Source organism: Aeromonas sp. A600620 (genome assembly GCF_029479985.1).
GTDB lineage: Bacteria > Pseudomonadota > Gammaproteobacteria > Enterobacterales > Aeromonadaceae > Aeromonas > Aeromonas veronii_A.
Genome location: NZ_JAAKXB010000012.1, coordinates 1 through 13,945, shown reverse-complemented (window position 1 = coordinate 13,945; position 13,945 = coordinate 1). Strand labels below are relative to the sequence as shown.

Below are 13,945 nucleotides of genomic sequence, written 5' to 3'. Positions count from 1 at the left end.
CTTGTTATCGCATCGGTTTATGGGCAGCTGGCGAATAACAGGCACAAAAAAGGGGCATCGGATGCCCCTTGTCACTGTTTGACGAGTCTGGTGGGTGTGTTATGGGTCAGCCGCAGCACTTTTTGTGCTTTTTGCCGCTGCCACAGGGGCAGGGATCGTTGCGGCCGGTTTTGGGCGGAAGGGGATCGATCTCCCCTTCGGTGTAGACCCAGCGCCCCTGATAACGCACGAAGCGGGAGCGCTCATGGAGGCAGTGACGCTCATCCCCCTCCAGAAACCAGGCTTTGAACTCCACCATCCCGGTTTCATCCTCCGGGCCGCCCTGGCTGGCGATGATCTCGAGACCATCCCAGCGGGTGTCGATGCGTGAAAGCTCTTCAGCGGTGAGGCCGCCAAGGTGGGTCGGGTGCCAGCTATGGACCAGATACTCCCCCAGACCGAGCACAAAAGCACTGTAGCGCGAGCGCATCAGCTGCTCCGGGGTGTCAGCCACCGCGCCACTGTGACGTAAGCCACAGCACAATTCGAGAGAAAGGGTTGAGCCGCAAGGACAAAGATTCATGATTTTCACGTTCTGGCCGATTTGTTTAAGGGAATTGTAACGAAAGCTGGGCTCGCCCTGCCAGCACCTATACTGATGGGTAAGCAAGGAATTCCAATAAAAACAGCTGCAAGGATGTGAAAGATGACGCTAAAACAGAAAATCCTGTTATTGGGTGCAGTACCCGTGCTGCTGATGGCCCTGGTGGTCAATCTCAGTAACTATATGGTCTCCAAGAGCGACCTGGAGTCTGAGCTGGTGGTGGCGAGGGAGAATGCCATCAAGGAGCGTAAAGCGCTGCTCAGCAGTTACATCATGATGGCCAAAACCGCCGTCGATGCCGTTTATGCACAGCCGGATTCTCCGGAAAATCGTCAGAAGGTCAAAGAGCTGCTCAGGCCGTTGCGTTACGGCAGCGATGGCTATTTCTTTGTCTATGACTTCGAGGGCAACACTATATTGCTGCCTACCCGTGCCGAGCTGGAGGGAAAAAATCGCTGGAACGACAAGGATGCCAAGGGCAAGTTGCTGATCCAGGACATTATCAAGGTGGCCCGTCAGGGGGATGGCTTTGCCGAGTACTGGACGGCCAAACCTTCCATTGGTCGTGATGCTCCCAAGCTCGCCTACAACATTGCGCTCGACAAATACCAGTGGGTTATCGGTACCGGTTTCTATATCGATGACATCGACAACGAGCTGGCGGCCCTGCGCGCCGAGCGCGAAAGCAATATGCACGAGTCGCTGCAGAGCAGTGTGCTGGTGATCTTGCTGATCCTGGGTGTCACCCTGGCGGCGACCGTGATCGTGGGGAATCGGGTTACCAAGCCGCTGGCTGATGCCGTGCTGGCATTGAACGATATTGCCAATGGTGACGGGGATCTCACCCAGCGCCTCAAGGTGCAGAGCGACGATGAAATTGGCCAGCTGGCCAGCGCCTTCAACCGCTTTGTCGAGCGGATCCAGTCGGTGGTGAGTCAGGTTGGCGAGACCAGTAACCATCTCTTCACCGCTGTTGACAAGCTGCACCATCTGAGCGAGCACTATGACCAGCAGATGCATGGCCATAGCCGGGAAACCGATCAGGTGGTGACTGCGGTGACCGAGATGAGCTCCACTGCCCAGGAGGTGGCGGCCAGTGCTTCCAATGCCGCGACAGCAACCAGTGATGCCGCCCGTGAGTCCGACGCAGCTCGTGGTGTGGTCAGTACGGCTATCAACAGCATCAACCGACTGGTGGGGGAGGTGCATACTGCTGCTGGCGTCATCGCACAGTTGGCCCAAGAGACCGCCAAGATTGGCTCGGTGGTGGAGGTCATTCGCGGCATTGCCGAGCAGACCAACCTGTTGGCGCTGAATGCCGCTATCGAGGCGGCCCGTGCCGGTGAGCAGGGTCGCGGCTTTGCGGTGGTGGCGGATGAAGTGCGTTCGCTGGCCGGTCGTACCCAACAGAGCACCAAAGAGATCAATGAGATGCTCCAGCGCTTGCAAGGGGGGGTGAAGCAGGCGGTGGATGTGATGCAGGCGAGCGAGGATCGCAGTCAGGAGACGGTGCAGGAGGCAAGCCATATTGCCAGCTCCCTCGACAGCATGGTGATGGCGGTCAGTACCATCAACGACATGAATATTCAGATCGCTACCGCTGCCGAAGAGCAGCACGCGGTCTCCGAGGAGATCAACAAGAACCTGGTAGCCATTCAGCAGATAGTCAGCGAGCTGACCGACGCAGCCATGGAGTCCAACAGCACCACCCGCGATCTGGCCAATACCGGTGACAAATTGCGCAAACTGGTCTCCCAGTTCCGTTATTGAGCCCGACCATCTCGGTGATATTGACTCAACAATGCGGTCTGAACCTCGGTTCAGACCGCGCTTTATTTGGGGATCGAGCAATAATGTGTGAAAATCGGTGGCCCCAGTTTCAGCCCTTAATCCATACCCTATGAATGAGATCGTGAAAGGCAGTATCGATTTGATCCGTCAGCTCAACTATGGCCTGGTCTATGCCAGTCTGGAGGAGCACAAGGAGCTGTCGCGCACCGATCTCTCCCGCCTGACCGGCCTCTCGCCTGCCAGCATCACCAAGATCACTCGTGAACTGCTCGATGGTGGTCTGGTGGTGACCTGTGGCGAAAGTTCGGTGGGGCGCGGTCGTCGTCAGACCCTGCTGCGCATCAACGAGCGCCGCTTCCAGTTTCTCTCCATGCGTCTTGGTCGTGGTTACGTGGATATGGCGCTGTTCGACTTTTCAGGCCGCTCCCTGGCCCGCCATCGCCATCTCTTTACCGAGCTTGAGCGTAACGACCTGCTGGGCAGCTTAGTACATGCGATCCAGGGGTTCTTGCCGAGAAAGTCCCTCAATCTGGCCTGTATCGCTCTCTGTCTACCCGGACAGGTAGAGCGTCACTCCGGTATGGTCAAACATTTCCCCTTCTATGATCTGCGCAACTGGCCGCTTGGGCCGACCTTGCAGGAGGTGTTCTCGGTACCTGTGCTGGTGAGTGGTGATGTGCGCACCTGGATCCAGGCAGAGCGGGAGTGGGGGGCCGCCAAAAATTGCGCCGATGCGGTGCTGGTGTTTGTCCACAACGACATCGGGGTTGGCATGGTGGTCAATGGCCAGCTCATCGAGAGCGAAAATGCGCTGCTCGGGGATCTCAGCCACCTGCAGCTCGAGCCCTATGGCCAGCGCTGCTACTGCGGCGGCTTTGGTTGTGCCTGCACCCTGGTGACCAATCAGGCGCTGGAGGCGCAATACCGGGATCTGCGCGAACGGATGCAGGAGCACGACTTGCCCGAGAGCGTCACCATCCGCGAGCTGTGCGAGCTGGCGCTGGCGGGCAACGGCCTCTGTCAGGATATTCTCCATCAGGCGGCGGGCCGCCTCTCCAAGGTACTCTCCAATCTCATCTGCCTGCTCAATCCGGGCAAGCTGCTGCTGGGGGGCGAGATCACTCGTGCCGATCGGCTGCTGTTCCCCATGCTGCACCAGTCGCTGGCCAGCCAGTTACCCGCCGAATATCTGGTGCGGCTGCAGATTGAATCGACCCACTTCTACGAAGATCCCACCAAGCCCACTTCGGTGCAGGTTCACAAGGCACTGCGCGATGGCAGCCTGTTGCTGGAGCTGCTGCGCAGCTGTCAGGAGTCGTAAGGCAATGAAGGCAATAGGAGTTGGCACTGTGTCTGGCGAAAGGGGCAGGGATTGCTGTTCCGCCAGCGCGTAACTCGGTACAATATTGCGCTTTTCCGGCAGACCCCCCTGTTTTCGGGCGCTTATAGCGCCGAGACATGTTGGCACCGTCGCCGTTCCTGTTTTGACTCCAGTTGTGAACCTAGATGAAGCCTGTTCCTGATCACGCCGTCAACCGCCTGCGGGCCTGGCGCAAGAGTATCTCTACCCGACCGTTTCTTGCCCGTGGCGGCACCCTGGTTCGCTGTCCGGCCTGTCAGCTGCGCGAGGATTGGTGTGCCTGCGAGTGGCGCCCCGAGCTCAAAGCAGAGGCCGGTTTCTGCCTGCTGATGTATGACAGCGAGCCGATGAAGCCCTCCAACACCGGTCGCCTGATCGCCGATGTGTTGCCGGATACCACTTGGGCGTTTCTCTGGTCACGTACCCAGCCCCATCCCGAGTTGCTGGCCCTGCTGGCCGATCCTGCCTGGCAGCCCTATGTAGTCTTTCCCGCTTGCGAGAAGGAGCCTGCCCGCCTGACCGGCGAGGTGACGCTGGCACCGGGCAAGAAGCCGCTATTTATCCTGCTCGACGGCACCTGGCCGGAGGCGCGCAAGATGTTCAACAAGAGCCCCTATCTGGACGGTTTTCCGGTGCTGGCCATCAAACCCGATACGCTCTCCACCTACGGTATGCGGGTGGCCAACTGCGATGAGCACCTCTGCACCGCCGAGGTAGCGGCCTGCGTGCTGGAAGTGGCCGGGGAGCTCAGGGCCGGGCAGGCACTGCAGTACTGGTTCAACTTGTTCAGCAGCCGCTACATGGCCGGTCGGGTCAGCCGCTTCCCCGGTGATGACGAGGCGCCGCTGCTGGCGGCCCTGACCGCCATCAAGGGATCGGAAGCGGAGTCACCGGCGCCACAAAGCGCCGCCTGAGCCGAGGGCAGGGGCGCGAGAGCCTAAATTAGTGAAAATCAGGAATCAATTGGCTGCCACTGTTTCGTTAGATTCATGGACTTTGGCCCGTTAGGATAACCGGCAGTCAGTGTAGCCCCTCTGCCCGGCGTGTTTATTCTCCCCCCGGTTGCCCCTGTGTCGGGCAACCCACTCTCGTGAGGTCTATGGATGGAATTGGAACTGGTTACCCTGTTTGCCCTGTTCGGTGTAGCGCTTGTCGCCGGCTTTATCGATGCCATCGCCGGTGGCGGCGGCCTGTTGACGGTGCCGGCGCTGCTGGCGACAGGCATGCCGCCGGCGCTGGTGCTTGGCACCAACAAGCTGCAGAGCAGTTTTGGCTCTTTCTCCGCCACCTGGTTCTATGCCCGCAAGGGGCTGCTGGAGTGGGCCATGATCTGGCCTGCGGTGATCTGCACCTTTATCGGTGCGGCCATCGGCACGCTGGCGGTGCAGACCATAGACGCCGCCATTCTCGAGCGCCTGCTCCCTTTCCTGCTGATGGCCTTTGCCTGCTACTTCTACTTCTCGCCGCGGGTAAGCGATGCCGAGAGCTCCCGCCGTCTGACTCCCATGCTGTTTGCGCTGCTGGTGGGGGGCGGGGTCGGCTTTTATGACGGCTTCTTCGGGCCGGGCACAGGTTCGTTTTTTGCCATCGGTTTTGTGGCGCTGGCGGGCTTTGGCATGGCGCGCGCCACCGCCCATACCAAGCTGCTCAACTTCACCTCGAATATCGCCTCCCTGCTGTTCTTTGCGCTCGGTGGCAAGGTGGTGTGGAGTGTCGGCTTCTGCATGGCGCTGGGGCAGTTCATCGGCGCTCGCTTTGGCTCCAAGATGGTGTTGAAAAAAGGGGTGAAGCTGATCAAGCCGCTGCTGGTGACCGTCTCCTTGCTGATGTCTGCCAAGCTGGTCTGGAGCCAGTATCCGGAGCTGTTTGCCTGGATCTGATGTGCGCCTTGCTTGCCGCATCGCAATTGTTAACGGGGCCCAAGGGCCCCGTTGTCACATCTGGTGTTTTACAGCGCTAGCTCGGCGTGTCGCTGCGGTGGCTAAAGTGTTGGTGCAGGGTGCTCACCAGCTGGGCAATGCGCTCGCGCTTTAGGCTGTTTGGTCGGTAGACCAGATGGAGGGGGCGGCCCAGCCCGGGCAGTGGGCGCGCCATCTCCCCCTGCTCTCCCACCAGCCCCAGCAGGCCAGCGGGGAGCAGCACAGGGCCAATGCCTGCCTTGGCGAGTTCGATGAGCGCCAGATAGGAGTCGAGCTCCATGGTGGGCTCCAATCCCATATCTGCCAGCGGTTCGCGCAGGTAGCGGTTGGAGGGGTTCTCCAGATCCATGGTGAGGATCTTGCGCCTGCTTTCTGCGCTGGCTGGCGGCAGGCTCTGCTGCGCCTCGCCAACCAGATAAAAGGGCTCTTCCAGTAGCAGATCGGCGCCGAGGCCATGGCCGGGTGGGAGCCGACCGGCGCAGATGCCGAGCAGGGCATCACCGCTGCGCACCCGCGCCAGAATGACCGGCGTGTGGTGGGTAGAGAGGGCAAGGTGGGGATCGTGCTCCAGATAGTCGCGCATGAAGTGGGCGAGATAACCCGCCAGCAGGGTTTCGGAGCAGGCGATGGGGAGAGGACTCTGATCCGCCAGATCCTGACTATCGGCGAGCACCCCTTTCATTTCGGCCAGACTCGGGGCCACTCGCTCAAGCAGCTCCTTGGCCTGCGGGGTGAGGCGGATCTGGCGCCCCTCCGGCTCGATCAGCTTCTTGCCGAGGCGCTGCTCCAGCTGGGCAATCCGCTTGCTCACCGCCGACTGGCTGATATAGAGGCGACTGGCCACCTTGGCCATGGTTCCTTCACTTGCCAGTAGGCTCAGCGTCTCCAGCCCTTCCAGTAACATCTCGCCCCCTTGTTTATCGCCATCAGGATCGTCACAGATTGATCAGCGCTACCTTAGGGGCTGACTGGCTCAGGAGCAAGGGTCGTTTGCTGCCTTGGCCGGTCGAATGCGCCATTCGCTCAAGGGCGGCGCGAAGATCACCAGATTGCCGATCAGGCTGATCACCACTCCGGCCACCGAGACCGGCTGCCAGACAAAGCCTTCATAGAAGGTGGAGAGGGTAAGCGCCACCAATGGAAAGAGCACGGTGGCGTAGGAGGCCTTGCTGGCACCGATGCGCCCCACCAGCGTCAGATAGGCGGTAAAGGCGATCACCGAGCCAAACAGGGCGAGGTAGACCATGGCCACCAGATAGTGGCCATCGGTCGGCACCACCAGCTGTTGGCCTAGCAATATGACCCAGCCCAGCAACAGCACCACGCCGTAAACCATGCCCCAGGGCACCAGTTGCAGTACGTGGTAGCCATGGCGTTGGCCCCGTGCCGAGACCAGATTGCCCAGCGAAAAGCAGAGGGTGCCGCCGCAGGCGAGCAGCAGCCCCTTCCAGCCGTTTGCACCCAGTTGCGCATCCGCCAGCACCGGCCAGAACAGCAGCAGGGTGCCAAAGAGCCCCAGCAAGGAGCCTTGCAGCCAGCGCAGGGTGGGGCGCTTGTTCTCGAACAGCCAGAGGTTGAGGCCGTTGAAGATGCTGGCACTGGCAAAGATCACCGCCGACATGCCGCTCGGGATATAGCGGGTGGCGTGGTAGAAACAGAGAAAATTGGTGGAAAAGAGCAGGGCACCGAGCAGCGCCGCATAGCGCTGGCCATGCCACGGCAGGCGCGGAAAGCGGCCGCTGGCGGTGAGCAGGGCAAACAGTGCCACCGCAGCCAGCAGGAAGCGGTAGAGCACCGACACCTCGATGGGGATGGGGCCAAGTTGCCAGGCGATGGCAATCCAGGTGCTGCCCCAGATAAGCACGGTGGCAAGATAGAGCATCAGGTTCATCACTGTTCCGGTGAGTCAGGGAGAGATGACCCACTATGGGGCAAGCCCTGATGGCTGGATTGCACCATCTTGCGGTTTTTCATCGCCCTGCGCTGTCATCTGCGGGCGCGGTCGGTAAGATGGGTGGCAGCGACATAACACTTACACCGGAACAGGCGGCAGGGGCGAATGAAAACAGCAGGGGTATTTGATGCTCTGGTCAGCACCGGCGCCCGGCTGGACGACGCTTGCTGGCTCGAACCCGGGCTTGGCGTCGCCAGTTGGCGCAACTGCTATGACCAGACCCGCTATCACAAGCCGGGCCACCACACCCTGAGCGTCTATCTGCAAGGAGGCGAGCAGACCGAGCGACTCGATGGGCCGGGTGGCCACGGCGGCACCGGCAAGGTGTGCATCATGCCGGATCACCACAGATCCGAGTGGCTGGTGCGCGAAGAGTTTCGCTTCTTTCATCTCTACTTCACCCCGGCTCACCTCACCCGTATCGCCGAGGAGGTGTGTGACAAGGAGGGGCGCCACCTGCAACTGGTGGACAAGACCTTTATCGACGATCCGCAGGCGGCTTCGCTGGTGCAGCGCCAGTTGATGCAGCTTCAGTGGCAGCACGGGGTCGATCGGTTGGCACTCTCCCACGGCGCCTGGATGTTGATCCTCCACGCCTATCGCCACCACACCGAGGAGGCTCCCGGTCTGCCGCCTCTGCGCGGCGGGCTGGCGCCCGTGGTGATCAAGCGGATGCAGGAGTATCTGCAGGCCCATCTGGCCGATTCGGTCACGCTGGCAGAGCTGGCCCAGCAGGCGGGGCTGAGCGAGTATCACTTTGCCCGCATGTTCGGCCAGAGTCTCGGCTGCCCGCCCCACCGTTACCTGCTGGGGCTGCGGCTCAAACGGGCCAAGCAGCTGTTGACTGGCCCCGAGCCGCTGGCCAGCATCGCCAGTCAGTGTGGCTTCTCTTCGCAGGCCCATTTCGGTAATCGTTTTCGCGAGGCGTTTGGTTTGACGCCGGGGCAGTGGCGGGCGCAATTGTCATCTTCCCGTCACAGATAAGCCTGAGACTTTGGGCAAAAGAGGTGTACTCTCTACCACTTATCCATTGAAAGGAATGCCCATTGAATTATCGCAAACGTCAAATCCGTACCCGTCACCTTTGGTTCAGCCACTGGAATGCCCCGCAAGATCGCACCGCTGTCGTCACCCCTCCCGAACCTGCAGTGCCTCACAGTTCACGTTGAAAAAGCCCGGCTGCCGATAGGATTTTCCAGTTAACTTTGCCACTATTGCTCAATCTGAGTGACGTGGACATTGCAGGATGTTTCTGGAACGTATTGAAGTAAAAGGTTTTCGCGGTATAAATCGTCTTTCGCTCGGGTTGGATCACACCACAGTGCTGATTGGCGAGAATACCTGGGGCAAGTCGAGCCTGTTGCGCGCGCTCTGGTGTCTGCTGGGGCAAAATGCCGAGCCCTATCAGTTCACCGCCGATGATTTTCACCAACCGGAAGATCCCGAGCTGGCCCCTTCGCGTCATCTGCAACTGGTGCTCACCTTCAGTGAGCACAGGCCACAAATGTGCCAGCATTCTCGCCGTCTGGCTCGTCTTGGCGCCTCCTGGGTGCTGCACAAGGACAAGTTTCATCGCATCCACTATCGTGCCAGTGCCGAGCTGCAAGCTGATGGCTCTGTGCTCACCATTCACGACTTTCTCGACGGGGTGGGCAAGAGCCTGCCTATTGCCAATACTAACGAACTGGTTAGCCTGCTGATCACCATGAACCCGGTGTTCCGGCTGCGGGACGCTCGCAGTGCCCGCAACGGGGTGGAAACCCTGCAGTGGGGAGATCTCTCGGAGCACAGACTCAGTGAACTGGCCGACAAGCTGATCGATGAGCCCCAGCGCATCGGGGAGCCGGAGTTGAAGGAGGCGCTGCAAGCAGTGCGCCAGCTGATGGATCACTATTTCAACGCTCTGGCCCCCATCAAGAACAAACCGCGCAGCCAGCGTGACATCATCAATCGTCCCATGACGTTGCGCAATCCTGGCAACCTGCACACCCTGCTGCGCCATGCCGATAACCGCACCCTGCAACTGGCGATGGCCGGGATGGCGGCGACCCTGCTGCAGGCGCGAGGCAATCGCGAGCTGGAGGAGGGGGCCCGTCCCATCATGATCCTAGAGGATCCTGAGAGCCGGCTGCACCCGACCATGCTGGCGCTGGCGTGGGGGCTGCTGGAACAACTGCCGGGCCAGAAGCTGCTCACCACCAACTCGGGAGATCTGCTCTCTTCCCTGCCGCTCAATCAGGTGCGACGACTGGTGCGCCGTCAGCAGGATATCCTCTGTCACCAGCTGGGGGGCGAGCGTTACAGCAGCGACGATCTGCGCAAGATCGCCTTCCACGTGCGGATCAACCGCCCCATGTCGCTGTTTGCCCGTTGCTGGCTGCTGGTGGAGGGGGAGACCGAGATCTGGCTGCTCTCCGAGCTGGCCCAGATCTGTGGTTACAGTTTGCGGGCCGAAGGGGTGCGGATTATCGAGTTTGCCCAGTGCGGCCAGTCACCGCTGATCAAGGTGGCGCGGGATTTTGGTATCGAGTGGCACCTGTTGACCGATGGCGACGAGGCGGGGCTCAAGTATGCTGCTTCGGCCCGGGGCCAACTCAAAGGGGAGCGGGAACGGGATCGGTTGACTCAGTTGCCAGCCTCTGACATTGAACATTACCTCTATCACAATGGTTTTGAAGCCGTGTTCCGGCGGGAAGCAGGGGTGGGCGGACGAGCCATGTGGAGTGCCAGTCATATCATCAATAAGGCGATTCATCACCGCAGCAAGCCGGGGATGGCACTGGCGGTGGTGGAAGAAGCCGAGCGGCTTGGTGCCGAGCATATTCCTCCCGTGCTGCGTCAGATGTTTGCGCGGGTAGTGGCACTGGCTCGCGGTCAGGTGTGAAGTCGGTGTGATAATGGGCCTGTCGGCTGCATCATGACCTTCGGGGCATCTGCTCATTTTTTGCCGGTCTGTTTGTCGTGATTGGGGATAGCCGCAGGTTTGGGTATACTCGCCCACTCTTCTCTGGCGCCCCGGTGGCGCTCCCGAATTCTTGCTGCTGGAGGCGTCATGTTCGTCCAACTCCCACTTTGGCTCTTTCCCCTTACCGGCTTGATGGCACTTGGTGCCCTCATTGCCCTCGGTATCGTGTTATGGCGCGGTGATATCTGCCCCGGCCAGCGCTCACGCATCACTCAGCAGCTCTTCTCCATCTGGGTCATTACCGCGCTCTCCTTGATGCTGGCGGTAGAGGCCAAGGCGGCCAGTTGGCTGATCTGGAGTGGTGGTGCCGCACTGGTGCTCGGGGTCGGCTTGTCGCTGGCCCAGTCACGGCTGGAGGGCAAGCGTGCAGTCCCCTCAACGCTGCTCTGGCTACCGGCGTTGCCACTCGCTGTTTATGGCTTCGGGCTGCTGCAGCTGCAGGGCTGGGTGAGCGGTTTATTGCAGATGGTGATGCTGGGAGCGGCCTTTGCTCACCTGATGCTGTTGCGAGCCCGTCACCGCCTCAAGGCGTTTAATACTCTTCTGCCGCTGGCTGCGCTGGCGGGCGCCATGGCCAGCCTTATCTGGCTGGCCGTGCTGGTGGGCTGGCAAGGGGCTGAAGCCAATCTCGATGATCTGATCCCGGCGGTGGTGACACAGGCTGCCTTGTTGGTGGCTTCCCTGCTGCTCTGGTTCAGCCCGCTCTACTTGCAGCGTGATACCGCGCCTGTGGTGGTTTCCACTTCCCTGTGTGGCCTGCTTATCGCCCAGATCGCCGCTACCAGCGTGCTGTACCAGCTGATCTGACACTGGTACTGAAAAGAGCAAGCCCCGAGCCAAGGCCCGGGGCTTTTTCATATCTGACTCTCGAGAATCAATAGAAGTCATCGGCCCCGCAGATAAACAGGCAACTGCTGCGTGGCTGGGCCAGATACTCTCTGGTCAACCCTTCCAGTGGCATGCCGAAAGTGCAGATATCTTGCGGTGAAGGGAGGGCGGTATCGAGGATCCGCCGCCAGTAGCCGCCAACTCCCTTGGGCGGGCTGGGCAGGTTGAAGGTGAGGGGCTCCCAGTAGGCGTTAAACAGTACGTAAAGGGCCAGTCGGGTTTCGCTTGACAGGGCCGACATGGCGATGGCATGGGAGTGGGGACTGAAGTCTGGCTGCATGGCATTGACTCCGTGCCAGCAGATCTCGCTGTGCCGCAGGATTTCGGTGAGCGACAGTGGCATGCTCTCCTGCTCCGGGCGCTGGAACAGATGTTTGCGATATTGGATCAGCTCCTTCATGAAGCGGAACATCTCCTGGCTGCGGGGAGTTGGTTGCCAATCCATCCAGCAGGTCGCGTTGTCCTGACAGTAACCGTTGTTGTTGCCGTGCTGGGTGCGCAGCAGTTCATCCCCCATCAACAGCATCGGGGATCCCACCGATAACAGGGTTGCCACCATCATGTTCTTGGCTTGGCGCGTGCGCAGGGCATTGATCTGGGGATCGTCCGTTACCCCTTCATGGCCGTGGTTCCAGCTGAAGTTGTGATCACAGCCATCACGGTTCTGCTCGCCATTGGCCTCGTTATGCTTGTTGTTGTAGCTGGCCCAGTCCCACAGGGTAAAGCCGTCGTGGCAGGTGACGAAATTGATGCTCTTCTCGGGATCTGCATGGTGATAGTGATAGATATCGGGGCTACCGCACAACCGTTCGACAAAGGCGGTGACGCTGTTGTCATCCCCGCGCAGAAACCGGCGTACGTCGTCCCTGAACTGGCCGTTCCACTCACGCCAGCGGGCGCCGGCCAGTGATCCCACCTGATAGAGCCCCCCTGCATCCCAGGCCTCGGCGATCAGCTTGATATCGGCGATCTTGGGATCGGTATCTATGGTGCGCAGGGTCGGGGCATTGGCCTGTGGCTGGCCCGATTCATCCCGCGACAAAATGGCAGCCAGATCAAACCGGAAGCCATCGACGTGCATCTCCTGGCGCCAGAAGTGCAGGCTGTCCATGATCATCCGCAGTACCACCGGGTGTGCGCCGTTGAAGGTGTTGCCACAGCCCGAGTAGTTAGTGTCCTTCTGGTTGTTGTCGAGGATGTAGTAGGCCTCGTTGTCGATGCCGCGAAACGAGAAGGTGGGGCCATCATCTCCCCCCTCGGCGGTGTGGTTGTAGACCACATCCAGGATCACCTCGATATTGGCCCTGTGCAACGCCTTGACCATATCGCGAAATTCGGTCAGCGGATCATCGCCACAGGCGTACTGGGCATGGGGGGCGAAAAAGGACATGGGGCTGTATCCCCAGTAGTTGGATAGCCCCCTGGGAGCATCCTGAGGGTCGAACTGAAACACCGGCAGCAGTTCAACGGCGGTGACCCCGAGAGATTGCAGATAGGGGATCTTCTCAATCAATCCAAGATAGGTGCCCCGCAATGCAGGATCAACCCCGGAGCTCGGGGAGTTGGTAAACCCCCCCAGATGGAGTTCGTAAATCACCGAGCGGGAGAGAGAGTGAGCAGGCAGTTTGTCTCCTTCCCAGTTGTAGTGGCGGGTATCGACTACCCGATTTTTGGCGCAGCAAGCCATATTGCTGCCGGGGCGTGCAGCCGCCCATCGGTCATAGTTGGGGCCCAGTTCAATACTGCGCCCATAGGGATCGAGCAGAACCTTGTCACCATCAAAGCGGGTGCCACAATAGGGACGCCATGGTCCCTGGATACGGTAGGCGTAGCGTTGCCCGATGGGGAGTCCTTCAATATGGATATGCCAGTAGTAGGCAGTTCGGTTGAAACGGGGGGAGAGGGGAATTACCTCGGGACTATCATCTTCGGCACTGGAGAAAAGCAGCAGCTCTACCCGGCTGGCCAAGCGGGCCCAGATGGCGAAGTTGACGCCGCGGTTGTCGGGTGTCGCCCCCAACTGACGGCAGTGACCGGCGGAGATGCGCATATCATACCTACCCAAAATGAGGAGTGTTCATCTCACTGAGTGTAGTGCCTGGTATGTGGCTTTGACTCTATTGCCTGAAAAAACAGCATGATGCTGCTAATGTCCTCACTCTCTGTCTGATTAATCTACGAATAAACTTTTTTTGAGATATTTACTTGCAATCTGTGCGCTGGCGCCTATTATTGGCGACCTCAGACGCGGGGTGGAGCAGCTCGGTAGCTCGTCGGGCTCATAACCCGAAGGTCGTCGGTTCAAATCCGGCCCCCGCAACCAACTTTTCGTCAGCCTGCGATCGTGTAAACAGTCGAAAGCAAACAAACGCCATCAAGCTACTGCTCGGCTTGAGGGTGACAATTCGGACGCGGGGTGGAGCAGCTCGGTAGCTCGTCGGGCTCATAACCCGAAGGTCGTCGGTTCAAATCCGGCCCCCGCAAC

11 protein-coding genes and 2 tRNA genes are annotated in these 13,945 nt (G+C 60.0%); 9 read left to right on the top strand and 4 right to left on the bottom strand.

Going from position 1 to position 13,945, the window contains the following annotated elements; all coding sequences use genetic code 11:
- Positions 1–106: 106 nt before the first annotated feature.
- A complete protein-coding gene (locus tag G5533_RS14755) occupies positions 107–562 on the bottom strand; it encodes a YchJ family protein (RefSeq protein WP_441254960.1) in 456 nt (151 codons plus the stop codon).
- Between the two features lie 123 nt (positions 563–685).
- Here G5533_RS14755 and G5533_RS14750 point away from each other — a divergent pair, with 123 nt between their 5' ends.
- The 4 genes from G5533_RS14750 (at position 686) to G5533_RS14735 (ending at position 5,614) form a co-directional block, all read left to right on the top strand.
- Complete coding sequence (locus G5533_RS14750) at positions 686–2,353, top strand: methyl-accepting chemotaxis protein (protein ID WP_103251177.1); 1,668 nt, start codon at positions 686–688, stop codon at positions 2,351–2,353.
- Positions 2,354–2,483: 130 nt separating this feature from the next.
- A complete protein-coding gene (locus G5533_RS14745; protein WP_164536668.1) occupies positions 2,484–3,695 on the top strand; it encodes an ROK family transcriptional regulator in 1,212 nt (403 codons plus the stop codon).
- A gap of 185 nt (positions 3,696–3,880) precedes the next feature.
- Positions 3,881–4,648: a tRNA-uridine aminocarboxypropyltransferase gene (locus G5533_RS14740; protein WP_164536669.1), complete on the top strand. Its 768-nt coding sequence runs from the start codon at positions 3,881–3,883 to the stop codon at positions 4,646–4,648.
- 189 nt (positions 4,649–4,837) lie between these two features.
- Positions 4,838–5,614: a TSUP family transporter gene (locus tag G5533_RS14735; protein WP_005333472.1), complete on the top strand. Its 777-nt coding sequence runs from the start codon at positions 4,838–4,840 to the stop codon at positions 5,612–5,614.
- A 76-nt stretch (positions 5,615–5,690) separates the two neighbouring features.
- On the opposite strand, the gene G5533_RS14730 is transcribed toward G5533_RS14735, so the two are convergent.
- Together G5533_RS14730 and G5533_RS14725 are read right to left on the bottom strand one after the other, a co-directional pair.
- A complete protein-coding gene (locus tag G5533_RS14730; RefSeq protein WP_103251180.1) occupies positions 5,691–6,557 on the bottom strand; it encodes a LysR family transcriptional regulator in 867 nt (288 codons plus the stop codon).
- A 69-nt stretch (positions 6,558–6,626) separates the two neighbouring features.
- A complete protein-coding gene (locus tag G5533_RS14725) occupies positions 6,627–7,544 on the bottom strand; it encodes a DMT family transporter (protein ID WP_167574347.1) in 918 nt (305 codons plus the stop codon).
- A gap of 168 nt (positions 7,545–7,712) precedes the next feature.
- Here G5533_RS14725 and G5533_RS14720 point away from each other — a divergent pair, with 168 nt between their 5' ends.
- The 3 genes from G5533_RS14720 (at position 7,713) to G5533_RS14710 (ending at position 11,379) form a co-directional block, all read left to right on the top strand.
- Positions 7,713–8,591: a helix-turn-helix domain-containing protein gene (locus G5533_RS14720; RefSeq protein ID WP_441254959.1), complete on the top strand. Its 879-nt coding sequence runs from the start codon at positions 7,713–7,715 to the stop codon at positions 8,589–8,591.
- A 262-nt stretch (positions 8,592–8,853) separates the two neighbouring features.
- Positions 8,854–10,491, top strand: a complete 1,638-nt coding sequence (locus G5533_RS14715; RefSeq protein WP_216953487.1) for an ATP-dependent endonuclease — start codon at positions 8,854–8,856, stop codon at positions 10,489–10,491.
- A 168-nt stretch (positions 10,492–10,659) separates the two neighbouring features.
- The gene (locus G5533_RS14710) at positions 10,660–11,379 is read left to right on the top strand and encodes a hypothetical protein (RefSeq protein WP_151285685.1); all 720 of its coding nucleotides are present in this window, start codon (positions 10,660–10,662) and stop codon (positions 11,377–11,379) included.
- A gap of 67 nt (positions 11,380–11,446) precedes the next feature.
- Here the strand turns inward: G5533_RS14710 and glgX are convergent, their stop codons facing one another.
- Entirely contained in the window at positions 11,447–13,510 is a 2,064-nt protein-coding gene (gene glgX / locus G5533_RS14705) for a glycogen debranching protein GlgX (protein ID WP_151285686.1), read from the bottom strand.
- 196 nt (positions 13,511–13,706) lie between these two features.
- On the opposite strand from glgX, the gene G5533_RS14700 reads away from it, so the two are divergent.
- Together G5533_RS14700 and G5533_RS14695 are read left to right on the top strand one after the other, a co-directional pair.
- Positions 13,707–13,783 (top strand) — tRNA-Met (locus tag G5533_RS14700).
- Between the two features lie 87 nt (positions 13,784–13,870).
- Positions 13,871–13,944: transfer RNA gene (locus G5533_RS14695), tRNA-Met, on the top strand.
- The last annotated feature ends 1 nt before the right edge of the window (position 13,945 follow it).

Coding starts and splice junctions, on each gene's coding strand:
- G5533_RS14755 (WP_441254960.1), bottom strand. CDS start 562: ATGAATCTTTGTCCTTGCGGCTCAACCCTTTCTCTCGAATTGTGCTGT.
- G5533_RS14750 (WP_103251177.1), top strand. CDS start 686: ATGACGCTAAAACAGAAAATCCTGTTATTGGGTGCAGTACCCGTGCTG.
- G5533_RS14745 (WP_164536668.1), top strand. CDS start 2,484: ATGAATGAGATCGTGAAAGGCAGTATCGATTTGATCCGTCAGCTCAAC.
- G5533_RS14740 (WP_164536669.1), top strand. CDS start 3,881: ATGAAGCCTGTTCCTGATCACGCCGTCAACCGCCTGCGGGCCTGGCGC.
- G5533_RS14735 (WP_005333472.1), top strand. CDS start 4,838: ATGGAATTGGAACTGGTTACCCTGTTTGCCCTGTTCGGTGTAGCGCTT.
- G5533_RS14730 (WP_103251180.1), bottom strand. CDS start 6,557: ATGTTACTGGAAGGGCTGGAGACGCTGAGCCTACTGGCAAGTGAAGGA.
- G5533_RS14725 (WP_167574347.1), bottom strand. CDS start 7,544: ATGAACCTGATGCTCTATCTTGCCACCGTGCTTATCTGGGGCAGCACC.
- G5533_RS14720 (WP_441254959.1), top strand. CDS start 7,713: ATGAAAACAGCAGGGGTATTTGATGCTCTGGTCAGCACCGGCGCCCGG.
- G5533_RS14715 (WP_216953487.1), top strand. CDS start 8,854: ATGTTTCTGGAACGTATTGAAGTAAAAGGTTTTCGCGGTATAAATCGT.
- G5533_RS14710 (WP_151285685.1), top strand. CDS start 10,660: ATGTTCGTCCAACTCCCACTTTGGCTCTTTCCCCTTACCGGCTTGATG.
- glgX (WP_151285686.1), bottom strand. CDS start 13,510: ATGCGCATCTCCGCCGGTCACTGCCGTCAGTTGGGGGCGACACCCGAC.